The organism is Aeromicrobium panaciterrae (assembly GCF_039537165.1).
Classification (GTDB): domain Bacteria; phylum Actinomycetota; class Actinomycetes; order Propionibacteriales; family Nocardioidaceae; genus Aeromicrobium; species Aeromicrobium panaciterrae.
Genome location: NZ_BAAAZZ010000002.1, coordinates 1,069,545 through 1,090,616, shown reverse-complemented (window position 1 = coordinate 1,090,616; position 21,072 = coordinate 1,069,545). Strand labels below are relative to the sequence as shown.

General features: G+C 66.6%; 23 protein-coding genes and 1 pseudogene. 12 read left to right on the top strand and 12 right to left on the bottom strand.

What is annotated here, in order from left to right; translation table 11 throughout:
• Nucleotides 1-92: 92 nt before the first annotated feature.
• A pseudogene (locus ABD683_RS06120) lies at nt 93-387 on the bottom strand (IS481 family transposase); the annotation flags it as partial.
• Here ABD683_RS06120 and ABD683_RS18535 point away from each other — a divergent pair.
• Nucleotides 363-725, top strand: coding sequence for an SDR family oxidoreductase (locus tag ABD683_RS18535; RefSeq protein ID WP_425548482.1), 363 nt, complete (start codon nt 363-365; stop codon nt 723-725). The pseudogene ABD683_RS06120 and the gene ABD683_RS18535 sit on opposite strands and share 25 nt — an antisense overlap.
• A complete protein-coding gene (locus tag ABD683_RS06115; RefSeq protein ID WP_344768243.1) occupies nt 715-1,407 on the top strand; it encodes a TetR/AcrR family transcriptional regulator in 693 nt (230 codons plus the stop codon). The genes ABD683_RS18535 and ABD683_RS06115 overlap by 11 nt, the downstream gene beginning before the upstream one ends.
• Nucleotides 1,408-2,077: 670 nt before the next feature.
• Here ABD683_RS06115 and ABD683_RS06110 read toward each other — a convergent pair.
• Nucleotides 2,078-2,749, bottom strand: coding sequence for an arsenate reductase/protein-tyrosine-phosphatase family protein (locus tag ABD683_RS06110; protein WP_344768242.1), 672 nt, complete (start codon nt 2,747-2,749; stop codon nt 2,078-2,080).
• 45 nt (nt 2,750-2,794) lie between these two features.
• Here ABD683_RS06110 and ABD683_RS06105 point away from each other — a divergent pair, with 45 nt between their 5' ends.
• Together ABD683_RS06105 and ABD683_RS06100 are read left to right on the top strand one after the other, a co-directional pair.
• Nucleotides 2,795-3,544, top strand: a complete 750-nt coding sequence (locus tag ABD683_RS06105; protein WP_344768240.1) for an MIP/aquaporin family protein — start codon at nt 2,795-2,797, stop codon at nt 3,542-3,544.
• The gene (locus tag ABD683_RS06100) at nt 3,537-3,947 is read left to right on the top strand and encodes an arsenate reductase ArsC (protein WP_344768239.1); all 411 of its coding nucleotides are present in this window, start codon (nt 3,537-3,539) and stop codon (nt 3,945-3,947) included. The genes ABD683_RS06105 and ABD683_RS06100 overlap by 8 nt, the downstream gene beginning before the upstream one ends.
• Before the next feature lie 7 nt (nt 3,948-3,954).
• Here the strand turns inward: ABD683_RS06100 and ABD683_RS06095 are convergent, their stop codons facing one another.
• Nucleotides 3,955-4,302 carry an ArsR/SmtB family transcription factor gene (locus ABD683_RS06095; protein WP_344768238.1) on the bottom strand — a complete coding sequence of 116 codons (348 nt, stop codon included), beginning with the start codon at nt 4,300-4,302 and terminating at the stop codon, nt 3,955-3,957.
• Between the two features lie 94 nt (nt 4,303-4,396).
• Between ABD683_RS06095 and ABD683_RS06090 the strand changes: the two genes are divergently transcribed.
• Together ABD683_RS06090 and modA are read left to right on the top strand one after the other, a co-directional pair.
• Complete coding sequence (locus ABD683_RS06090) at nt 4,397-5,743, top strand: FAD-dependent oxidoreductase (RefSeq protein WP_344768237.1); 1,347 nt, start codon at nt 4,397-4,399, stop codon at nt 5,741-5,743.
• Between the two features lie 117 nt (nt 5,744-5,860).
• Nucleotides 5,861-6,613, top strand: a complete 753-nt coding sequence (modA, locus tag ABD683_RS06085; RefSeq protein ID WP_344768236.1) for a molybdate ABC transporter substrate-binding protein — start codon at nt 5,861-5,863, stop codon at nt 6,611-6,613.
• Between the two features lie 4 nt (nt 6,614-6,617).
• On the opposite strand, the gene ABD683_RS06080 is transcribed toward modA, so the two are convergent.
• Nucleotides 6,618-7,607 carry an aldo/keto reductase gene (locus ABD683_RS06080; RefSeq protein WP_344768234.1) on the bottom strand — a complete coding sequence of 330 codons (990 nt, stop codon included), beginning with the start codon at nt 7,605-7,607 and terminating at the stop codon, nt 6,618-6,620.
• Nucleotides 7,608-7,680: 73 nt separating this feature from the next.
• Between ABD683_RS06080 and ABD683_RS06075 the strand changes: the two genes are divergently transcribed.
• From ABD683_RS06075 to ABD683_RS06060, 4 genes are all read left to right on the top strand, one after another.
• Nucleotides 7,681-8,238 carry a DUF1697 domain-containing protein gene (locus tag ABD683_RS06075; protein WP_344768232.1) on the top strand — a complete coding sequence of 186 codons (558 nt, stop codon included), beginning with the start codon at nt 7,681-7,683 and terminating at the stop codon, nt 8,236-8,238.
• A gap of 45 nt (nt 8,239-8,283) precedes the next feature.
• Complete coding sequence (locus ABD683_RS06070) at nt 8,284-9,570, top strand: GAF domain-containing protein (protein WP_344768230.1); 1,287 nt, start codon at nt 8,284-8,286, stop codon at nt 9,568-9,570.
• Between the two features lie 62 nt (nt 9,571-9,632).
• The gene (gene exaC / locus ABD683_RS06065; RefSeq protein ID WP_344768228.1) at nt 9,633-11,156 is read left to right on the top strand and encodes an acetaldehyde dehydrogenase ExaC; all 1,524 of its coding nucleotides are present in this window, start codon (nt 9,633-9,635) and stop codon (nt 11,154-11,156) included.
• On the top strand, nt 11,156-11,536 hold the full coding sequence (locus ABD683_RS06060) for a DUF779 domain-containing protein (RefSeq protein WP_344768226.1): 381 nt from the start codon (nt 11,156-11,158) through the stop codon (nt 11,534-11,536). Before exaC ends, ABD683_RS06060 begins: the two co-directional genes overlap by 1 nt.
• Here the strand turns inward: ABD683_RS06060 and ABD683_RS06055 are convergent.
• The gene (locus ABD683_RS06055; protein WP_344768224.1) at nt 11,533-11,745 is read right to left on the bottom strand and encodes a nucleoside/nucleotide kinase family protein; all 213 of its coding nucleotides are present in this window, start codon (nt 11,743-11,745) and stop codon (nt 11,533-11,535) included. The two genes, ABD683_RS06060 and ABD683_RS06055, sit on opposite strands and share 4 nt — an antisense overlap.
• A 112-nt stretch (nt 11,746-11,857) precedes the next feature.
• Between ABD683_RS06055 and ABD683_RS06050 the strand changes: the two genes are divergently transcribed.
• The gene (locus ABD683_RS06050) at nt 11,858-12,457 is read left to right on the top strand and encodes a glyoxalase (protein WP_344768222.1); all 600 of its coding nucleotides are present in this window, start codon (nt 11,858-11,860) and stop codon (nt 12,455-12,457) included.
• 2 nt (nt 12,458-12,459) lie between these two features.
• On the opposite strand, the gene ABD683_RS06045 is transcribed toward ABD683_RS06050, so the two are convergent.
• Nucleotides 12,460-13,068 (bottom strand): TetR/AcrR family transcriptional regulator, encoded by a 609-nt coding sequence (locus ABD683_RS06045; protein WP_344768220.1) that lies wholly within the window; start codon nt 13,066-13,068, stop codon nt 12,460-12,462.
• A gap of 95 nt (nt 13,069-13,163) precedes the next feature.
• Between ABD683_RS06045 and ABD683_RS06040 the strand changes: the two genes are divergently transcribed.
• Nucleotides 13,164-13,901, top strand: a complete 738-nt coding sequence (locus ABD683_RS06040; RefSeq protein ID WP_344768218.1) for a DUF981 domain-containing protein — start codon at nt 13,164-13,166, stop codon at nt 13,899-13,901.
• Nucleotides 13,902-13,965: 64 nt separating this feature from the next.
• Here ABD683_RS06040 and ABD683_RS06035 read toward each other — a convergent pair whose 3' ends face one another.
• The 6 genes from ABD683_RS06035 to ABD683_RS06010 form a co-directional block, all read right to left on the bottom strand.
• Complete coding sequence (locus tag ABD683_RS06035) at nt 13,966-14,925, bottom strand: lysylphosphatidylglycerol synthase transmembrane domain-containing protein (RefSeq protein ID WP_344768216.1); 960 nt, start codon at nt 14,923-14,925, stop codon at nt 13,966-13,968.
• 31 nt (nt 14,926-14,956) lie between these two features.
• Nucleotides 14,957-16,699: a BTAD domain-containing putative transcriptional regulator gene (locus ABD683_RS06030; protein ID WP_344768215.1), complete on the bottom strand. Its 1,743-nt coding sequence runs from the start codon at nt 16,697-16,699 to the stop codon at nt 14,957-14,959.
• 150 nt (nt 16,700-16,849) lie between these two features.
• Nucleotides 16,850-17,851, bottom strand: a complete 1,002-nt coding sequence (locus ABD683_RS06025; protein WP_344768213.1) for a crotonase/enoyl-CoA hydratase family protein — start codon at nt 17,849-17,851, stop codon at nt 16,850-16,852.
• Between the two features lie 169 nt (nt 17,852-18,020).
• Nucleotides 18,021-19,163 carry a fumarylacetoacetase gene (fahA, locus tag ABD683_RS06020; RefSeq protein WP_344768211.1) on the bottom strand — a complete coding sequence of 381 codons (1,143 nt, stop codon included), beginning with the start codon at nt 19,161-19,163 and terminating at the stop codon, nt 18,021-18,023.
• Nucleotides 19,160-19,888 (bottom strand): hypothetical protein, encoded by a 729-nt coding sequence (locus ABD683_RS06015; protein WP_344768209.1) that lies wholly within the window; start codon nt 19,886-19,888, stop codon nt 19,160-19,162. Before ABD683_RS06015 ends, fahA begins: the two co-directional genes overlap by 4 nt.
• The gene (locus tag ABD683_RS06010) at nt 19,888-21,066 is read right to left on the bottom strand and encodes a homogentisate 1,2-dioxygenase (RefSeq protein ID WP_344768207.1); all 1,179 of its coding nucleotides are present in this window, start codon (nt 21,064-21,066) and stop codon (nt 19,888-19,890) included. The genes ABD683_RS06015 and ABD683_RS06010 overlap by 1 nt, the downstream gene beginning before the upstream one ends.
• Between the last annotated feature and the right edge of the window lie 6 nt (nt 21,067-21,072).

The window sequence follows — 21,072 nt, the reverse complement described above, 5'->3', positions numbered from 1 at the left end:
ACACCTCGGACGTCCTGGCGCGTCTTCCCAGATGTGATTTGAAACTGGGTCGTCCGAAGCGCTGGGCCGGCCATGACGACTAAGAAGTCGGCGGCGAACCACGACTCCGCTCGGCGGAGGACGCCGATCGCCGTGGCGGCTGTTTCGTCGTCGTGGATCTCTGGCATAGGCGACTCTGGAGTGGTCGTCGATGACGGCGTGAACGAACGCGGTGCCCATCTTGGGATTGTGCTGGGCGTTGCGGGGTGTGCCTGGGGTTCCTGCCCGGTTCTTCTTGCCTTGCTGGTGGCCGACATACCGCAGCCGCCGCCGACGGGGAATGTTGCCGAGCTTCTTGACGTCGACGTGAATCATCGCGCCTGATGTCTCATGCTCATAGCGGCGAACCCAAACCTTCAGACCGCGCTGCCACACTCGAGGAAATCGTCGATTGGGTTCTGTGGCTCTGCTCGAACCGTTCGGCGTATGTCGTCGGGCACGACCTCGTCATCGACGGCGGCCTGCCAAATGTCGTGAGCACAGATTCTTCGAATCTCGTTGAGTGGGACCAAACCGTTGTCATCGTCGAGCGACTGGTCGACCCTCGTGGGAGTAGTACGAGCCGTACTCTCAGGAGTTTTCGCGCATGTTCCACTCTCAGTCTCCGACTTCGGTGCACGCGGAGTCCGTGTGCACGCTGGCCGCAATCCGGCACCTCGGCCTGGAAGCTGTCTGATGGGATCTGACGCACGAGCCCGGCCGCTTCCTACTGCCGATTTGCAGAGTGAAGGTCTGGACCGGATTGCCAGCAAGGCTCACAGTTCGTCCTACGTCTTTGAGGACTGGACGATCTATCACGAGCAGGCGTTGCCCAAGATCCTCCGCTCTGCCTTGGATGCGTTCGCGGAGACGGGCTATCACGGGACATCGACTCGTGTGTTGGCGAAAAGTTCGATGCTGTCTGTCCCTGGGATGTACCACCATTACGTCACGAAGCAGCACATCTTGTTCGACCTGATGATGCTTGTCATGGACGAGCTTTTGGGGCGCACCAAAGCCGCGATAGCGAGTGCATCGGAAACCGCCAAGGCTCAGTTGGATGCGATGGTGACGTCGATGCTGCTGTTCCACATGCATCGACAAAAGGGAGTGTTGGTTTCGATACGCGAGCTGGGCAGTCTTGGGCCTGACATGCGGTCCGCGTACCTGGCTCAACGAGCCGACTTGCAGTGCATGCTTGACGAGATCATTCTCCGCGGCATCGCGGACGGCGCCTTTGAGACGCCATTCCCGGCTGAGGCCAGCCGGGCGATCCAGTCGCTGTGCGTCGGTCTCGCGAACTGGTATCGATCTGATGGTCCACTCGACGCCGAGACCCTTGTTGCACGCCATCTCTCCATCGTCGACGGAATCGTTGGCTACCGGTAGCGCGAAGATTGACCCCTATGGTCAGCGGTCGATCAACTTCGGGATTCGTTGTAGCGGTAGCCCTGCACCTGGATGCTCCGAGTCACTTCCGCCATGGGCACTTTTGGCACACTTTGTCGTGATCTAGCGGAATTCAGACGCATCAATGCGACGCGAGCTCATTGGAATGACAGGGAATTCGCGGATCGCCACAGGTCGCGAAAGGTCGATTTTCGAGTTCAAATCCCACTGCCATTGCGCGATTCAGCCGAGCTGACACACCAGGGCGACTGATCCGCGAAGGCCGCCCTGGCGCGCACCCCCGGCGCACCCCCGCGATGAGAATCGATGGAATCTGAGGTATCAATGGGACTGGAATCGCAGGTAAAAATGCTCTAGTCAGTCACTCGTAATGAAAAGGTCATCGGTTCGATTCCGATAAGCGGCTCAACGAATTATTGGTCTTCCCCCGCAGAGCGCGCGCCCCCATTGGTTCAACCGGGTCAACGCAGTCTCGTCGGCGGACGTTCCGAGGTAGTGAAGTGTCCTGCCCCCCGAATGTCGGTCCATCCTCCGTGTGGCGACTCGAACCGTTGAGAGTGAATCCCGCGTTACGCGACGTCCCATAAGTGGAGATCAGCGGCACCGAGGGAATCTGCACGAGCGGATTCTGGCGTACGAGGTGCTGCGTTCAGGAGGCTTTGAGTCGTGGAGCGAGGTTCGTGATACGCCGGTCGAGCTCGGCGTAGGCGTCGTCGAACGCGGCATCGTTCCCTTGGGGCACAGGGTCGGGGATGGACCAGTGCAGGGCGATCGGCGCATCGAGCTCCTCGTAGGCGTTGTCGCACACCGCGACCACGAAGTCACCGTCAGCGGTGACGTCGTCGAACTGGTGCGGCGTCGACGACACGAGCTTGAGTGAGCGTCGAGCGGCGACAGCCCGGGCGCCCTCGGCAATCTGCTCCGCGGGGTGCGTGCCTGCCGATGCGACGGGAAGGCCGCTCGCCCTGGCCCACAAGGCTGCCGCAAGCTGTGAACGGGCAGAGTTCGCCGAGCAGACGAACACCACCCGCCTGGCCGACATGTCGGTCCGGGGGAGAGTGTCGAGCACGGAAGGGTCGGCCAAGGTCAGATAGGTTCTGCGGCGATCCCCCTCCGACCTGCGTCGCGCCACGAGGCCGGCGCCCTCCAGGACCTTGAGGTGGTGCGAGACCAGATTCGACGGCAGCTTGAGCAGGGCCTGCAGCTCGCTGGGTGAACGGTCCCCCAGCGCCAGCTCGTCGACCACCGCGAGGCGCGCAACGTCGCCGAGCGCCGCGTGACGTGCGGCGCGTTCGGCGAGGTTAGTTCGGTCAGTATTCATTGAGTCGAGTTTGACTGAGTGAAGTTGGCGAGTCAAGATGGTCGGGTGAGCACCACCGAGTCGGCCCCAGCCTCGATCGCACCTCAGCCGTTGGCTCGCCGACTGCTCGCCGAGTTCCTCGGAACGGCCTTGCTGGTGACGGTCGTGGTGGGCTCGGGCATTGCGGCGGCGCAGCTCTCACCCGACGACATCGGTCTCCAGCTGCTGCAAAACAGCACGGCAACCGTGTTCGGACTGGCGATCCTCATCGTCATGCTCGGACCGGTCTCTGGCGCGCACTTCAATCCCGTCGTGACGGTCGCAGACTGGTATCTGTCCCGCCGCGATCCGGAGGGCTTCTCGGCGCGTCACATCGGACCGTACGTCGTGGTGCAGTCGGCGGGCGGCATCGCGGGCGCCCTGCTCGCCAACGCGATGTTCGACGTCGGCACCAGCTTCTCCGAGCACGAGCGCGCCTCCTGGAACCATCTGCTCGCAGAGGTGGTGGCCACCGCCGGGCTGGTGATGGTGATCTTCGCCCTGGTCCGTACCAACCGCGTGGCGCTGGTCGCTCCTGCGGTCGCTGCCTACATCGGCGCCGCGTACTGGTTCACCAGCTCCACGTCGTTCGCCAACCCTGCTGTGTCGATCGGCCGCATGTTCAGCGACACCTTTGCCGGCATCGCGCCGAGCTCGGTCCCGGCCTTCGTGGTCGCGCAGATCGTCGGCGCAGCAATCGGGTCAGCGCTGGTCGTCGCGCTCTACCCAGCTCAGGCGGCGACGCCGCACACCCACCAGGGAGAGCCACATGCCTGACCGCCCCAGTGTCCTGTTCGTGTGCGTCCACAACGCCGGCCGCTCCCAGATGGCAGCCGGATTCCTCGAGGCGCTCGGCCACGGCCGGATCGAGGTGCGATCTGCCGGGTCCATGCCCGGCAACCAGATCAACCCGGTCGCGGTCGAAGCGATGAAAGAGGTCGGCATCGACATCGCCGGCGAGCAGCCCAAGAAGCTGACCGACGATGCCGTCGTCGCCTCCGACGTCGTCATCACGATGGGCTGCGGAGACGAGTGCCCCTACTTCCCCGGCAAGCGGTATGAGGACTGGGTCCTCGATGACCCTGCGGGACAGGGCATCGACGCCGTTCGCCCGATCCGTGACGAGATCAAGGAACGTGTCGAAGCCCTGATCGCGTCACTCGAGCCGACCTCCGCGTGATGAACCGCTAGACCTGAAGCGTGTCTGCCAGGGCAGGTAGTGCGCCGGGAACGATCGCGTAGTAGGACCAGGTCCCACGCTTCGTACGCGTCAGCAGGCCCGCGTCGACGAGGATCTTGAGGTGGTGCGACACCGTCGGCTGCGACAGATCAAGCGGCTCGTTCAGGTCGCAGACGCAAGCCTCGCCATCGGCGTGTGCGGCGACCAATGACAGCAGCCGCAGACGCGTGGGGTCACCGATCGCCTTGAACTTCGCAGCCAGGGCGGTGGCATCTTCGCTGCTCATGGCGCCGCCGGTGATGGGGGAGCAGCACGTGGTGGCGGGAGACTCGAGCACGGTCAGCGAGGTTGCCATGGGTCGAGTCTACCCATTCATTGACATTTGTCGATCTATGGGTACAGTCGGATTCATCGAAGCTTGTGAATCAATCGCCACCAAGGGAAGCACCATGTCTGAACCGCACTACGCCACGTTGCCCGTCGTCGTGATCGGCGCGGGTCCGACCGGGCTCTCGGCTGCGGCCCAGCTCCGCAGCCGAGACGTGGACGTGCTGGTGCTCGAGGCCGGCAAAGCGGCCGGCGCTGCGGTGAGCGAGTGGGGCCACGTACGACTGTTCTCTCCGTGGTCTGAGCTCATCGACCCGGTCGCCGACAAGCTCCTCACCGACACCGGCTGGACGTCTCCCGACCGTGATCGCTTCCCGACCGGTGCCGACTGGGTGTCCACCTACCTGCAGCCGCTCGCCGACGCGTTGGGGGACTCAGTCCGCTTCGGCACGACCGTGACCGCGGTGGCCAAGCAGGGCCGCGACAGGCTCGTCAGCTCCGGCCGCGACGACGCACCGTTCACGGTGCACGTGCGCACGGACGGTGGCGAGGAGCACGTGCAGGCTCGCGCCGTCATCGACGCATCCGGTACGTGGTCCGGCCCCAACCCGCTCGGCGGCGACGGACTCGCCGCGATCGGAGAGGCCGAAGCATCCGAGCGCATCAGCTATCGCATCCCCGATCTGCGTGACACCGAGGTGCGCGCCCGATACGCCGGCAAGCACGTCGTGGTCGCCGGTACCGGCGCATCCGCTAAGGGCGCGCTCATCGGTCTCACCGCGCTGGCCAAGCAGGAGCCGGGCACGCGCATCACCTGGCTGGTCCGACGGGCAACCGTGGGCGAGGCGTTCGCCGGCAGCGGCCAGGACGAGCTGCCCCAGCGCGGCGCTCTGGGACAGCAGGCGCAGGCCGCTGTCGCCGAGGGCCCGGTCACCACGATCAACGGCTTCCGCACCGCCAGGATCGATCGCCTTGCCGAGGATCGACTTCGTGTCGAGTCGTTCGACGGGAAGGTCGTCGAGGACGTCGACGAAGTCGTGGCCCTCACGGGTTTCCGCCCCGACCTCTCGATCCTGTCGGAGATTCGCCTCGACCTGGATCCTGTGCTCCAGGCGCCACGACAGCTCGCTCCGCTGATCGACCCCAACGTGCACTCGTGCGGCACCGTCTACCCACACGGCGTGAAGGAGCTCGCCCAGCCCGAGACCGGCTTCTATCTCGTCGGCATGAAGTCGTACGGCAGGGCGACGTCGTTCCTGACGCTCACGGGATTCGAGCAGGTTCGATCAGTGACAGCCGCGATCGCCGGCGACCATGAGGCAGCCGCGCGAGTCGAGCTCACCCTGCCCGAGACTGGCGTATGTGGCGGGTCCGGCCTGTTCGACGAGTCGTCTGACGCGACGGGCGGATGCTGCGGAGCTCCGGCAGCGCCCGAGCTCATCACGCTCGGTCGCCCCGGCACGCAGTGAGTGGCCCGTCGGATCCTGCAGACGCGGGGTGAACCCACCAAATGCGCCGCAGATGCTGCGCTATCATCGTCGACAAGCCGCACGCGCAGCGGTGCCATCCGACCTCGTGGAGCGTTCGTGAAACGCATCATCGCCATCGCGGCGGCAGCGCTGCTCACGGCGTGCAGCTCGGCCCCGAAAGGCGACGAGGCCGCGTCGACAACCATCACGGTGTTCGCGGCCGCATCGCTCAAGGGCGCGTTCACGGAGATCGGCAAGCAGTTCGAGGACGCGAACGACGGGGTCAGCATCAGGTTCAGCTTTGCCGGCTCGTCCGACCTGGTCGCCCAGATCCGGCAGGGTGCACCGGCAGACGTGTTCGCCTCGGCCGACACCACGAACATGGACAAGGCGACTGCTGACAACCTCGTCGCGGGTACGCCGACCGACTTCGCCACGAACACGCTCGAGATCGCGACACCGGCGGGCAACCCTGCCGGCGTCGACTCGATCGACGACCTCGCGGACGCCGACGTCAAGGTCGTGCTGTGCGCTGCCGAGGTGCCGTGCGGCTCGGCCGCTGCCCGGGTCGAGAAGGCCGCCGGCATCGTCATCTTGCCGGTCAGCGAGGAGCAGTCGGTCACCGACGTGCTCGGCAAGATCATCACGGGTGAGGCCGACGCCGGACTGGTCTACGTCACTGACGTGAAGTCCGCCGGCGACAAGGTCCACGGCGTGACGTTCCCGGAATCCGCCCATGCCGTCAACACCTACCCGATCGCCACGCTGGCGGGCAGCACGAACCGCGACATCGCCCAGGCGTTCGTCGCCTTCGTCGCCGGTCCCAAGGGCCGGGCCGTCCTCGCCGCGGCAGGGTTCGCCGCGCCGTAGGCTCTCAGCGGTCGACCATCTTCTCCATCGCCTCGTTGTAGCGATGGCCCTGCACTTGGACGTTGCGTGATCCCTCATCGAGCTCTGCCAGCTCCTCGGGGCTGAGCTGTACGTCGGCCGCGCCGAGGTTCTCGTCGAGACGCTCGATCCGTCGCGTGCCGGGGATCGGGACGATCCATGGCTTCTGGGCGAGCAGCCACGCCAAAGCGACCTGCCCGACGGTGAGGCCCTTGCGCTCCGCGACTGCCTTGATGACGTCGACCATCGCGAGGTTGGCCTGGAGGGCCTCCGGTGCGAAGCGGGGGAGTGTGGCGCGGATGTCGCCCTCTCCGAAGCTGTCGGCGGAGGTGATCTGGCCGGTGAGGAAGCCGCGTCCCAACGGGCTGAACGGGACGAAGCCGATGCCGAGCTCCTCGATCGCGGGAAGGATCGCGTCCTCGGGCTCACGCCAGAACAACGAGTACTCGCTCTGCAACGCGGTGACCGGTTGTACGGCGTGGGCTCGCCGAATGTTGTCGACGCCGGCCTCGGACATGCCGAAGTGCCGCACCTTGCCCGACTCGATGAGCTCCTTGACGGTGCCCGCGACGTCCTCGATCGGCACGTCCGGATCGACGCGGTGCTGGTAGAGCAGGTCGATCGTGTCGGTACGCAGCCGCTTCAGCGACGCGTCGACGACCTCGCGGATGTGGTCGGGCTGGCTGTTGACGCCGACCGTCTTGCCGTCGGCGTCTATGTCGAAGCCGAACTTGGTGGCGAGCACGACCTGGTCGCGCAGGGGCTCGAGTGCCTCGCCCACCAGGTCCTCGTTGTGGAACGGGCCGTAGACCTCGGCGGTGTCGAAGAACGTCACGCCGTGCTCGACCGCGTCGCGCAAGAACGCGATCATCTGGTCGCGCGGCGGTGAGGCGCCGAACGCCTGGCTGATGCCCATGCACCCGAGACCGAGTGCCGAGACCTCGAGTCCGGAGCTGCCGAGAGTGCGCTTGTTCATGGTGAGTCCTCGCAACGAAGGGACGTACAGCTTGAACATAAACCTGTCGGCAAACGCGACGAGTGTCGGTGGGGTGCGCGACGATGCAGCCATGAAGTACGTCGTGCTGTTCCGCGGCATCAATGTCGGCGGGCGCAACAAGATTCCCATGGCCGAGCTGCGCAAGCACCTCTCGGCCGACTTCGAGGAGGTCAGCACCTACATCCAGTCCGGCAATGTGATCCTCGAGAGCAGTCTCCCGGCGACCAAGGTGGCCGAACGCATCGACGCCGGTCTGGGCAAGGCGTTCACGCTCGACTCTGACCTCGTGCGCGTGCTGGTGCTCGACAAGGAGGCGTACGGCGAGGTGATCGACCAGGCGCCGGAGGGCTTCGGCAGCGATCCTGACACCTACCGCTACGACGTGTTCTTCTACATGGGGGTGACGGCCGCGCAGGTCGAGCCCCACATCGTCACCCACCCGGAGGTCGACACCGTGACCGTCGGCAAGCGGGCGTCCTACCACCGGCGGATCGCTGCCCGCGCGTCCAGCAGCAGGGTCAACAAGATCGTCAGCTCGCTGAGCTATCCGGGCCTCACGATCCGCAACTGGAACACCACGACGAGGTTGGCTGCGCTCCTCGCGGAGTGAGGGTTGCAAAAAGCACTGGCACCGCAGGCGACGTACACTCGCGAAATGGCGGGCAGCAAAGACCTCGCGATGCCGCCGGGCGCAGACCCGGCGTCGTTGTCGAGATATCTCAACGAGGCTCACGACCAGTTCGTGAGCACGGGTCAGGCCGCCCCTGCCCTCCGCCAGCTCGTGCTCGACTCGTGGCAACGCAGCGTCGACGGCGGCCTCGACCCCGAGCAGGCGATGGCGGCGATTCGGCTCGACGACGCAGCGCTGGCCGAGATCCGCGACACCCACCCGCTGGCGGCCGGTATGCCGGTCATCCGCCGGCTGCTGGTGGAGAGCGCCGCAGATGCCGGCCTGCTCGTGGCGGTCAGCGATGCCGTCGGCCAGCTCTTGTGGGTCGAAGGTTCTTCGTCGTTGCGGACTCGCGCCGAGTCGATGCACTTCGTGCCCGGCGCCGACTGGAGCGAGGGCAGCGCCGGCACCAACGCTCCTGGAACGGCCCTCGCCCTCGACCAACCCGTGCAGATCTTCGGCGCCGAGCACCTTGCACGGCAGGTGACGCCGTGGAGCTGCTCGGCGGCTCCGATCCACGATCCCGACACGGGTGCCGTGCTCGGTGTGCTCGACCTGACGGGAGGCGCCGAGGTCGCGACGCCGCAGAGCCTCACCCTCGTACGGGCCACGGTGGCGGCGGTCGAGGCAGAGCTCCGCATCGAGCGACTCAGCCCCAACCACCAGGCGACCGCGATCTCGAGCGGATGGTCGCTGCCGGCCCTCGACGTGCTCGGCGTGCATGGCGCCGTGCTGCGCCACGGGTCGACCACGACGCGCCTCAGCCTCCGGCACAGCGAGCTGCTCCTGCTCCTCGCCGAGTCACCCGACGGGCTGACCACTGCCGAGCTGGGCGTTGCACTGAGCGACGACGAGCAGGCCCAGGTCACGATTCGCGCCGAGATGTCCCGTCTGCGATCGACGCTCGGGCCGATCGAGCTGAGCTCACGGCCCTACCGGATCGACAACCAGATCGAGACCGACATCGCGCGTGTTCGCGACGACCTCGACCGCGGCCAGCTGCGTCGTGCCGTCGCCTCCTATCGCGGCCCGATCCTCCCCGCGTCGACGGCGCCAGGGATCGAGCGTCTCCGCGACGAGCTCCACATGTACGTACGTTCCTGCCTGCTCACCAGCGACCACGCCGATGCGTTGCTGTCGTTCGCCGACACCGCCTACGGGCGCGACGACTTCGAGATCTGGCAGCGCACGCTCGAGGTGCTGCCTCCGACGTCACCCCGCTTCGCCCAGGTCAGTGCCCACGTCGATCACCTGGATCGCGAGCTCGGCTGAGCAACCTTTGTGCAACGTCGCTGTGACTACGGTCACAGGACCTGACACACAAGGAGGGCCCCATGCCTGTCTTCGCCCAGCCGGGAACCGAGGGAAGCGTCGTTTCCTACAAGCCCCGCTACGACCACTGGATCGGCGGCGAGTACGTCGCACCGGTCAAGGGTCAGTACTTCGAGAACGTCTCGCCGGTCAACGGCAAGGTGTTCACCGAGATCGCCCGCGGCACCGCCGAGGACATCGACGCCGCACTCGATGCGGCTCACGCCGCCGCTCCCGCCTGGGGCAAGACCTCGGTGACCGAGCGCGCCAACATCCTCAACCAGATCGCCGACCGCATCGAGCAGAACCTCGAGATGCTCGCCGTCGGCGAGACCTGGGACAACGGCAAGCCCGTACGCGAGTGCATGGCCGCCGACCTGCCCCTCGTGGTCGACCACTTCCGCTACTTCGCGGGTGCGATCCGTGCCCAGGAGGGTGCGCTGTCGCAGCTCGACGAGAACACGGTGGCGTACCACTTCCAGGAGCCGCTCGGCGTCGTCGGCCAGATCATCCCGTGGAACTTCCCGCTGCTCATGGCGACGTGGAAGCTCGCACCGGCGCTGGCCGCCGGCAACGCGGTCGTGCTCAAGCCGGCCGAGCAGACGCCGGCCTCGATCATGCTGCTGATCGAGCTCGTCGGTGACCTACTCCCTCCCGGCGTCGTCAACATCGTCAACGGGTTCGGTGTGGAGGCCGGCGCTCCGCTCGCCTCGAGCAGCCGGATCCGCAAGATCGCCTTCACGGGCGAGACCACGACGGGACGCCTGATCGCGCAGTACGCCAGCCAGAACCTCATCCCCGCGACGTTGGAGCTCGGTGGCAAGAGTCCCAACATCTTCTTCGAGGATGTCGCCGCCAAGGACGACGCGTTCTACGACAAGGCGCTGGAGGGCTTCGCGATGTTCGCGCTCAACCAGGGTGAGGTGTGCACGTGCCCCAGCCGCGGACTGATCCAGAACTCGATCCTCGAGCAGTTCCTGCCCGCCGCGACGGACCGGGTCAAGGCCATCGTGCAGGGCAATCCGCTCGACACCGACACCATGATCGGCGCGCAGGCCAGCAATGACCAGCTCGAGAAGATCCTGTCGTACTTCGACATCGGCGTGAAGGAAGGTGCGCGCATCATCACCGGTGGTGAGCGGGTCGACCTCGGCGGCGACCTGTCGGGCGGCTACTACGTCGCTCCGACGATCTTCCAGGGCAACAACAAGATGCGGATCTTCCAGGAGGAGATCTTCGGACCGGTCGTCTCGGTCACGGGCTTCGACGACTACGCCGACGCGATCAACATCGCCAACGACACGTTGTACGGACTCGGCGCCGGTGTCTGGTCGCGCGACACCAACACGGCCTACCGTGCCGGGCGTGACATCCAGGCCGGTCGAGTGTGGACCAACTGCTACCACCAGTACCCGGCGCACGCCGCGTTCGGTGGCTACAAGTCGTCCGGTATCGGCCGCGAGAACCACAAGATGATGCTCGACCACTACCAGCAGACCAAGAACCTGCTGGTGTCCTACGACCAGAACAAGCTCGGCTTCTTCTGATGGTCGAACGGGTTGCGATCACCCCGGAGGCTGCGGACCTGCTCCGCAGCCTCCGGGTCTCGCACGACACGCCGCTGATGTTTCACCAGTCGGGTGGCTGCTGCGACGGGTCGGCACCGATGTGCTTCACGCAGGGCACGTTCCTCACGGGACACCAGGACGTACATCTCGGGGATCTCGACTACGGAGGGCCCGAGGTGGCTCCGGTCTGGATATCCCGCGAACAGTTCAACTACTGGTCGCACACCCACATCACGATCGACGTCGTGCCCGGTCGCGGCGCCGGGTTCTCGATCGAGGGACCCACGGGCAACCGCTTCATCATCCGGTCCCGCATCTTCACGGAAGAAGAGACCGCGGGGCTTCTGCCCGTTGCCTAGTTCTTGATTCGTGGATGGGCCGGATCGTCGTGCTCGATCACCAGATCGGCGCGCTCGGCGGGGGTCTCTTCGTCGAGGTAGATGCTGCAGGCTGCCATGTAGCGCTCGTCGTACGCCCGGCGCGCTGCGCCTTCGCCGCCCAGCACCCCTGCATCACGATCGACTCCTCGCTGTCGGGCGATGGCGAGGTCGGCGCTCAGGAATACCACGTAGTCCCAACGTTGGCGCAGGTCGCCTCGCTGTATGAAGGTGCGCCGGTGTCCGAGCAACAATCAGTTTTGGAGAAGCGGCAAACGGCAACGCGCGCATACCGTCGATGGCATGACGAACATCAACCACATCACCCTCGAAGTACCTGACACCACAGCCGCCAAGGCGTTCTACGCCGCCGCCTTCGACGTCGACAAGCAGATCGAGCTTCGACAGGCATCGGACGAGCCCAGCGATGGGTTCCGCGGCTACACGCTGTCACTCGTCGTCGGGCAACCGTCGACGGTCGACAGCCTCTTCGCCTCCGCTCTCGAAGCCGGCGCCACCGAGATCAAGCCCGTCGCCAAGAGCTTCTGGGGCTACGGCGGATCACTCCGGGCACCCGACGGCACGATCTGGAAGATCGCCTCGTCGTCCAAGAAGGAGACCGGTCCGGCCACCCGGCAGATCGACGATGTCGTGCTCCTGCTCGGCGTCGAGGACGTGAAGGCGACCAAGCAGTTCTACGCCGATCAGGGCCTGAAGGTCGGCAAGAGCTTCGGCAGCAAGTACGTCGAGTTCGAGACGACGAACGTCAAGCTCGCACTCTACGGCCGCAAGGCGCTCGCGAAGGACGTCGGCGTACCCGTCGAGGGAAGCGGCTCGCACCGCATCGCGATCAGCAGCGACGCCGGACCGTTCACCGACCTCGACGGCTTCGCCTGGGAGTGAGGTCAGGCGGCCGCCAGCTCGAGCAGTCGCCCCACCGACCTCGCTGCAGCGTCGACGGGATCACTCTCGCCCGCGAGCCCGGCGTACAACAGGGACGCGTCGATCATCTGGGCAAGAAGGTCGATGTCCGGTCCGTCGGCGATCGCAGGCCAGCCTGATCGCCGTATTACGACGCGCAGGGCGTCGAGATGGCTGGGGCGGAACTCCGCCATGGTGGCGCGCAGGTGTGGATCGCGGGTCGCGGCCAGCATGGGTTCCAGCCGGACGGTCACGAGGTCGGCATCCAGCCCTGGGGCGTAGAAGGTCTCGATCAGCAGTCTTGCCGTCTGGACGGGGCCACGGTTGCGCTGCGGGATCGATTGCGCGAATGCATGGGCGCTGTCACGTCGGATCGTCTCGGCGCCGCGGACGGCTGCCGCGTACAACCCTGCCTTGGACGGGAAGTAGTAGTTGGCCGACCCGGCGGGAACGCTTGCCTCGGCGGCGACCCGACGATGGGTGACAGCGGTCGGCCCGTGCTGGATCAGGAGTCTCGCGGCAGCCTCTGCGAGCGCCTTCTGCCGGTCGGTGCTGCGCACCTGGGTCGTGTTCCGGCCCGGAGGTTGTGTCATGGCTCGATCATATTCGTGGCCAGAGGAATAATCCATACACGTGTATATGTTTACTCAGGTGAAGCCAACAACGGCTTCCTGACATGAGGTATGACATGAACACATCGCAGCTGGCCCAGGAAGGGCTGAAGATCGACTGGGCGAACATGCCCACCTACAACACGATCATGTCGATTGCCGCAGGTGCTGGCCTGCTCGGCATCGTCATCCTGGTCAAGCAGGTCATGAGCAAGCCCACCGAGGTGACGGCAGAGGGCTGGGCGCTGGCATTCGGCGTTCTCGGCGCAATCCTGACGACCACGGGTCTGCACATGACGTTGACCTGGCCGCTCGCTGCCGGCGGATTCCCGTTCGACAACATCATCTTCGGCGAGACCAGCCTGGGCTTCGGCGTGCTTCTCCTCGCCGCATCGGTCTACCTGTGGCGTCGCGGAGCCGATGCGCTGACCCGCCCGGAGCCGCTGGCCGCGCTTGCCAAGGTCGCGCAGCCGATCTCGGTGTTCATCGGTGGTCTGGGCCTCGCACTGTTCGGCATTGCCGTTGCAGGAGTCAAGTACCAGCTGTTCGCAGCGCCCCCGCAGGAGCCCATCTCCGGTGAGTTCGCCGAGTGGCCGCTGGTCGAGGCGATCTTCATGTCCGGACTGTTCGCCCTCGTCGGCCTGGGTGCTGTCCTGTTCCCGTTCGTCGTGAACAGCTTCAAGTCAGTCAGCGCGAAGGTCACGCTGCCGGTCAAGGTCACCGGAGTCGTGTGGGCGGTCACCGGAGTCGTCTTCATCCTGTTCGGTGCGATGAACTTCTTCACCCACATCGGCCTCATCGTCAACACGATGTGACAGGACCCGACCGGACCAGCGACGGCGGGACCTCCACTGGAGGTCCCGCCGTCGCTGTCGTGAGCTACAGCAGCGACTTGCGGCGCAACCACTGCAGGCACACAAGACCCCACAACGGAGGCAGGTACTGCGTTCCCAGGCGCTGGGTCAGCGCGATCGGGAACGCCGTTTCTGCCGGTACGCCGAGGGCCACCAGCGAGCCGGTCAGCGCGGCCTCGGCACTGCCGATGCCGCCGGGCGACGGTACGACACTTGCCAGCATCGAGCCGGCCGTGTTGACCGCGATCAGCTCGACGGGGGACAGCCCGATGTCGTACGCCTGGGCGAAGCAGCCGAGCGCCAGCGCATAGACGAGCTCGGTGGCGAGTGCTCCGCCGAGGATGCCGATCTGGCGCTTCTGCTGGCCGCCGAGGATCTTGATGCTCGTCCAGATCCGCGCCGCCAGCCCGGAGACGACGGTACGCGCGCGGGGGATGAACGCCACGACACCGGCGGCGACGGCGATGCCCCCCAGGACCAGCAGGACCGTACGCAGCGACGGCGCGCTCACGCCGTCGAGCTCGATGTCGACGAACGGCAGCACCGCAAGCAGCAGGATGATGCGCGAGATCCCGCGCGCGGCCTCCTCGATCGACGCCGTGAGGATCGCCTCGGGGGCCTTCACGTCGTAGTTCTCGAGGAACTGCACGTCGGTCGCCACGCGGCTCGCCGATCCGGGCAGCGTGAGGCCGAAGACCTTGAGCGCTGCTTGCAGGGCGATGGCCGGCTTCCAGGGGATCTGCACCGCGGAGGCGCCGCGGAGGACGACGGCCTGGGTGAGGAACATCAGCTGCGCTGCGAGCAGGCCGAGGACCAGCCACACCGGCTCGGCGGAACGGAGCTGGTCCCAGATCGTCGTGAACCCCACGTCTCCGAGAAGGCGCACGAGGATGAACAGCCCGACCACGACCAGGACCGCCATGACGATGTCGGTCCACTTCCACCGAGGCTTGGCGCGCGGCTCCTCGATCTGTGCGTCGCTCACGAGCGACACACTAGAGGATTGACCGCGGGAGTCAGCCCCGTTCGGAGCCCCCCACGGCAACCGGAACGGCCTGGCTCTTCCCGTCGATCCGCTCCTCGATCCTGGACTGCAGCGACGGTCGCAGCCACAGCTCGAACAGCTCCAGCGTCGTCCGGTCGCGGAAGGCGTACGTGTCGCCGGACGGCGTGAAGATGCCCCGGGTCGAGAGGTGATCCAGGCGCGCCTCGACCTCGAGGCGCCGGCTCTCGGTTCGCCGCTCGCCGACCAGGCCCTCCATGACCTGGGCTGCCGTGGACGGACGGTCCAGCACCGCCATGACCTGGCAGATCTCCATGTCCACCGGCTCGAGCCGCTCCGCGAGCACGCGGAACGCCGCTGACGCGGACGGCAGCACGGTGGAGGTGAGCGAGTCGCTCACCAGGGCGAGACCGCGCACGCTCGAGATGACCTGGCCGGTCGACACCCACGTACGGAGGATCCCGACGGCGGCGCCGGCCAGGCCCTCGCTGCGGGTCCTGAGCGTCGCAACCAGGTCGGTTGACGGCTGGCCCGCCAGGATCGTGTGGGCAAGATGGGTCAGATCGTCCTCCTCGAGGGGAGTCGACTCGACAACGTGCGAGATGTGCGGCAGGCGATCGTCGCCGACCAGCAGCGCCGCGGTCTCGGGTGTCGTGATGACCACCCGGACACGGCCCTGTCGGGGGTGAACCACGGCTTGCGCCTTCGCGATGCTCGTGAGCGCCCGCGTCGGTGACTGGTCGGCCGGGCCGATGACCACGACGTCGATGGGTCCGGCGGGCCGAGCGGCGAGTGCCGATGGCTGGTTGGTGGCCTTGCCGGCCGGACGCAGGTGAGTGCGGGGCACGCGATCCGTGGCGGCCTGCAGCATCGCCTCGCGACCCGAGCCGGGCATCCCCGTCAGGCAGATCACGGTGTCACCGTCGCCTCGGGCGCTGTCGCGGATCGCCTCCGCGAGCTCGGTGACGGCTCGCTCACGCCCGACGTACGTCGAGAAGGACGACAGCTCTGGGGGCTGTGAGGTGAGCCGCAGGTGCAGCGCCTCGGTCTGCGGGGACGGCGAGGCGCCGAGCTCGTTCGTCAGGTTGCGGCGGCAGCGCTCGTACGAACGCGCCGCCGAGTCGGTCTCGCCGATTCCGGCGTACGCGCGCATCAGCGCACGGTGGGCCGGCTCGAAGAAAGAGTCGAGGCCGACGGCGAGGGTCGACATCTCGATCGCGTCGCGCATCCAGCCGAGCTTGATCGCGCTCTCGGCGGCGTCGACCAGCATCAGCTTGCGCCGGTTGCGCAGCTCGTCGCGGATGTCGCCGGCCCAGTCGCTCTCGTCGTCGTGGGCATGGAAGTCGTCGACGTACAGCGCCTCGGCGTGCTTGGCGGCCGTGATGACCCTGGCGAACTCGCGCGAGCGCATGGCGTTGCTGATCTCGAGACTGAGTCCCCGGTGCGCGACGGCGTCGACCCAGCAGCCCTGCAGCTGCAGTCCGCTGAGATGCCGGGTGATGCTGTCCTTGCCCAGGACCTTGCGGATCTGCGCCGTCGCCGTGTGGAGGCTGGCAGCCGCTTTGGCGGGTGTCACCTCGGGCCACAGCTTGTCGGTCAGGCTCGCGGTGCTGACCATCTGGTCAGCCCTGAGCGCGAGCAATCGCAACAGGTCGGTGGTCTTGCCGGTGGCCCACTGTGAGGCCTGGACAACGCTCCCGTTGCCCTGCCTGATCCACAGTCGGCCAAACAGCCGAATTTCAATTTGATCGCTCACAGGTCCTCCCAAACGTGTGATCGGTCGTGCTCCCTGAAATCACGGTAGGGGTATGGAGGCCCGCGCGTGGGCAAACGGCAGTGGAAGTTGGGGCGGATGTGACGGATGTGACGGTGAGGGTCAGCCCGCGAGCGCCGGAACGGCTCGGCACTAACCCTTGTTGGTGGACGGTCCGGAGTCGTCGTACGGTGCGGCGTCGCGCTCGCGTACGGCGTCACGGAACCCGACCTCCGCCGCCCGCTGCTGGAATGCATATCCCTCACGGGTGTGCCGGGAGATGCCGTCGAACACGGTGCTGATCATCTGGCTGTTCTGCACGCCTTGGGCGAGCAGCGCGGAGTTGAGCGCCAGCTTGACCATCATCAGCTGGTTGAGCGGCATCGCGGCGATGCGCTGCACCAGGATCTCGGTACGTTCGTCGAGGTCCTCCGGTGACGGCGCCTCGATCGCCAGGCCCCACTCGGCCGCCTCGGTACCGCTGAGGCAGTCGCCGGTCAGCAGGAGTCGCTTCGCCTTCTGGTCGCCGAGCCGGTGCGCCCACATGCCGGCCGACGGCACGCCCCACACCCGGGTGGGCGGGTAGCCGATCTTGGCATCGGCGGCGATGACGATCTGGTCGCAGTGCAGTGCGATGTCGGTGCCGCCCGCGACGCAGAACCCGTGGATCTTGGCGACGGTCGGCTTGTCGGCGTGCAGCAGGCTCGCGAAGCCGCGCGTGAAGCGGCTCATCATCGCAAAGTCGATCATCGGGTCCCACGTGCCGGCCGGATCGTGGTTGGTCATCTGGACCACTGGGTCGAGCACGGTCCCCTCCGAACCGCTGGAGATGACACCGCCGTCCATGAGGTTCTCGGCCGAGGCTGCGAGGTCGTAGCCACCGCAAAACCCCTTGCCCCGGCCGCTCAGCACGATGACGTGCACGCGCGGGTCGAGGTCGGCGCGCTCGACGGCGTGTGCCAGCTCGATCGGCGTGTCAGGTGTGATCGAGTTGCCCTGCTCGGGGCGGTTGAACGTCAGCCGTGCGACGCGTCCGTCGACCTCGTACGTCAGCGTGGCGTAGGTCGGACCGTCATCGCCCGAGACCTTGGCGCGCGCGTACGGCGAGTCGTCGCCCTCGGTGGCGGAGCGGCGCCAGGGTGCTTCGTCGGTCATGCACGAAGGCTAACTGGCGTCGTGCTCGAAGATCAGGCCGTAGAGGAACACTGCGATCAGCATCGCCTGGATGACGAGCAGCAGGGCCAGGAAGAAGTGGAGGTACGGATTCATGACCGGTCCCTTCCTTCTCGTGATGTCTGAGTCAACGAGGTCGGTCGAGGGTTCGTTACGGGTGACCCACGATGGTTCCGCACACCTCGCCCAGCTCCAGCATCTCTCCGCGTGCCAAATGTGCAACCGCTGAGATCGTCACGGTGTCGCCGTCCTCGAGGAACGAGCGGGTCGAGCCGTCGGCAAGCGTGATGGGCTCGGTGCCGTTCCACGACAGCTCCAGCAGCGAGCCACGCTCGGCGACCCCGGCGCCACTGATCGTGCCGGACGCGAACAGGTCACCGGTACGCAGCGATGCGCCGTTGACCGTCATGTGCGCCAGCATCTGCGCGCCGGTCCAGTACATCGACGCGAACGGCGGCCGTGAGACCTCGGTTCCGTTGATCGACACGACGAAGTCGAGGTCGAACCCCCACGGCTCGCTGCCCTGCAGGTAGGGGAGCGGTTCGGGTGACTGGGCAGGCTGCTCGACACGCGCTCCCTCGAGTGCCGCAAGTGGGATGATCCACGGCGAGATCGAGGTGGCGAACGACTTGCCCAGGAACGGTCCGAGCGGGACGTACTCCCAGGCCTGGATGTCTCGCGCCGACCAGTCGTTGACCAGGCACACTCCGAACACGTGCTGGGCGAACTGGTCGATCGGCACCGGCGTGGCGAGCGCGGAAGGTACGCCGACGACGAAGCCCAGCTCGGCCTCGATGTCGAGCTTGATGCTGGGGCCGAACGTGATCTCGCCGTCGGGCGAGCGGCGCTGGCCCGACGGGCGGACGATTGAGGTGCCGGAGACGACGACCGTGCCGGCACGACCGTGGTAGCCGATCGGCAGGTGCTTCCAGTTGGGCGTCAGTGCATCACCGCCGGGGCGGAAGATGCGACCGACGTTGGTCGCGTGGTGCTCTGAGGCATAGAAGTCGACGTAGTCGGCGACCGTGAAGGGCAGCACCAGCTCCACGTCGTCGAGGAGGCTGGCCGGCTGGTGTGCGAGGAGCGCCTCGCGTACGGCGTGCCAGACGTCGGGGCCAGCCGCCATGAGGGCGTCGAGCGATCCATCGGCGAACAGCTCTGCGTGCTCGGGCACGATCGCCGACGCGGCGCGGGTCAGGTCGAGCACCTGCGTGCCGATACCGACGCCGACGTGGGGCGCTCCCTCGGTGACGAAGGAGCAGTAGGGGAGCGTGGTGCGGCCAAAATCAGTCATGCGATCAGCTCGAGCGCTCGGAGGTCGTCGAGCGGTTCGTCGATGCTGCACGTACCGATCGAGCGGAACAACCGGCGTACGGCCGCGGGGTTCGAGACCTTCAGTGCCGCGGCGTCGCTCTCCAGCAGCGCGGGCACGGGGTCGCTGCCGTCGATCGCCGCGTTGACGGCCGCGAGGATGTTGAGGAACCCCAGCTCGCGCTCACCGCGTACGGCGTGGTGCAGTCCCGCGGTCAGCTTGAACGCGACATCGTGCTCGACGCAGTGCTCTATGGCGCCGCCGAGCTGACACGCCGACGGGATGTCTCGCACGTCAGGGCCGCCGCAGCGCAGCTTGAGCATCGCACCGTCGGGCACCTCGTACGACTCGTGCCACGTGCGCTCGACGAACACCCGCACGCCGTGCGGCGTGGCCGGAAGCGCGTCGACAGGCCCTTTGAGCTCGACGGCGACCAGCGTGATGTTCTGCTGCGTCGTCAGCTCGTCGACGACGTCGGAGAGCTCGTCGACCACCGCGACGAGGGACAGCTCGAGGTGGCCGTGCCCCAGGATCTCGCGCAGCTCGCCGAGCCGAGCCGTGCTGCAGATGAACGGACCGACGTACTCGCCCTCGGGGGTGCCACGCCGGGCCAGGTGCGCGCTGACGGCGTCGCCCATCGCCATGTTGCCGGGGGGAAAGATCGCCGCGTCGTCGAGGAAGTGGCCAAAAAGGTCCGGTGGTGTCATCAGCGGATCCACGACAGTGCGTAGGCGCCGTCATCGCTCGCGGTGCCGCCCTCGCCGAGCTCGAGCGGCCGGAACGTGTCGACCATGACGGCGAGCTCGTCGAACGACTCGGCGCCGAGGCTGGCCTCGATCGCCGCCGGCTGCGGTCCGTGCGAGTGGCCACCGGGGTGCAACGAGATTGAGCCCTTGCCGATACCCGACCCCTTGCGGGCCTCGTAGTCGCCTGCGACGTAGAACATGACCTCGTCGGAGTCGACGTTGGAGTGGTAATAGGGCACCGGGATCGCCAACGGGTGGTAGTCGACCTTGCGGGGCACGAAGTTGCAGATCACGAAGTTGTTGCCCTCGAACACCTGGTGCACCGGCGGCGGCTGGTGCACACGCCCGGTGATGGGTTCGAAGTCGGCGACGTTGAACGCGTACGGATAGAGGCAGCCGTCCCAGCCCACCACGTCGAACGGGTGCAGCGGCGTGACGTGGATGCTGCCGCTGAGACCACCGGGGCCGGAGCCGCGGTGCTTGATGAACACTTCGACGTCCTTCTCGTTGCGCACCTCGGGCTCGCCGGGCCCGCGGAGATCGCGCTCGCAGTAGGGAGCATGCTCGAGGAGCTGGCCGTACTTCGAGAGGTAGCGCCGGGCCGGGCCGATGTGGCTGTTGGCTTCGATCGCGTACGCGCGCACGTCGCCCTCTGGCACCCAGCGATGTGTCGTCGCCCTCGGGATGATCAGGTAGTCGCCGTCGCTGAACGGGATGTGGCCGAACACCGTCTCGAGGACGCCACGGCCCGACTCGATGAACACGCACTCGTCGCCAGTGGCATTGCGATAGAGCGGAGAGGTCTCGGCAGCGACGACGTACGAGATGCGGACGTCACCGTTGCCGAGGACGAGTCGACGGCTGCGGACGATGTCGTTGCCGGCGCCGCCGTCGAACAGGTCATGCAGCTTGAGGTGCCGGGCGAGCAGCGGCTCGTTGGGCGTGGTCGACTGGTCGGGCAGCTCCCACGTACGTGCTTCGGTGATCGCCGACGGGACGCCCACGTGATAGAGCAGCGACGAGTCGGACGAGAAGCCCTCCTCGCCCATGAGCTCCTCGCGGTAGAGGTTGCCGTCGGGGTCGCGATGCTGCGTGTGACGCTTGGGCGGGATGTTGCCCGCACTTCGGTAGTGGGCCACGGACCC

Bases quoted from the DNA above. Each gene is read 5' to 3' on its own strand.
- ABD683_RS06070 (WP_344768230.1), top strand. From the start codon at position 8,284: ATGGCGGGCAGCAAAGACCTCGCGATGCCGCCGGGCGCAGACCCGGCG.
- ABD683_RS06040 (WP_344768218.1), top strand. From the start codon at position 13,164: ATGAACACATCGCAGCTGGCCCAGGAAGGGCTGAAGATCGACTGGGCG.
- ABD683_RS18535 (WP_425548482.1), top strand. From the start codon at position 363: ATGTCTCATGCTCATAGCGGCGAACCCAAACCTTCAGACCGCGCTGCC.
- ABD683_RS06050 (WP_344768222.1), top strand. From the start codon at position 11,858: ATGACGAACATCAACCACATCACCCTCGAAGTACCTGACACCACAGCC.
- ABD683_RS06115 (WP_344768243.1), top strand. From the start codon at position 715: ATGGGATCTGACGCACGAGCCCGGCCGCTTCCTACTGCCGATTTGCAG.
- ABD683_RS06045 (WP_344768220.1), bottom strand. From the start codon at position 13,068: ATGACACAACCTCCGGGCCGGAACACGACCCAGGTGCGCAGCACCGAC.
- ABD683_RS06095 (WP_344768238.1), bottom strand. From the start codon at position 4,302: ATGGCAACCTCGCTGACCGTGCTCGAGTCTCCCGCCACCACGTGCTGC.
- ABD683_RS06100 (WP_344768239.1), top strand. From the start codon at position 3,537: ATGCCTGACCGCCCCAGTGTCCTGTTCGTGTGCGTCCACAACGCCGGC.
- ABD683_RS06080 (WP_344768234.1), bottom strand. From the start codon at position 7,607: ATGAACAAGCGCACTCTCGGCAGCTCCGGACTCGAGGTCTCGGCACTC.
- ABD683_RS06090 (WP_344768237.1), top strand. From the start codon at position 4,397: ATGTCTGAACCGCACTACGCCACGTTGCCCGTCGTCGTGATCGGCGCG.
- ABD683_RS06015 (WP_344768209.1), bottom strand. From the start codon at position 19,888: ATGACACCACCGGACCTTTTTGGCCACTTCCTCGACGACGCGGCGATC.
- fahA (WP_344768211.1), bottom strand. From the start codon at position 19,163: ATGACTGATTTTGGCCGCACCACGCTCCCCTACTGCTCCTTCGTCACC.
- exaC (WP_344768228.1), top strand. From the start codon at position 9,633: ATGCCTGTCTTCGCCCAGCCGGGAACCGAGGGAAGCGTCGTTTCCTAC.
- ABD683_RS06025 (WP_344768213.1), bottom strand. From the start codon at position 17,851: ATGACCGACGAAGCACCCTGGCGCCGCTCCGCCACCGAGGGCGACGAC.
- ABD683_RS06060 (WP_344768226.1), top strand. From the start codon at position 11,156: ATGGTCGAACGGGTTGCGATCACCCCGGAGGCTGCGGACCTGCTCCGC.
- ABD683_RS06110 (WP_344768242.1), bottom strand. From the start codon at position 2,749: ATGAATACTGACCGAACTAACCTCGCCGAACGCGCCGCACGTCACGCG.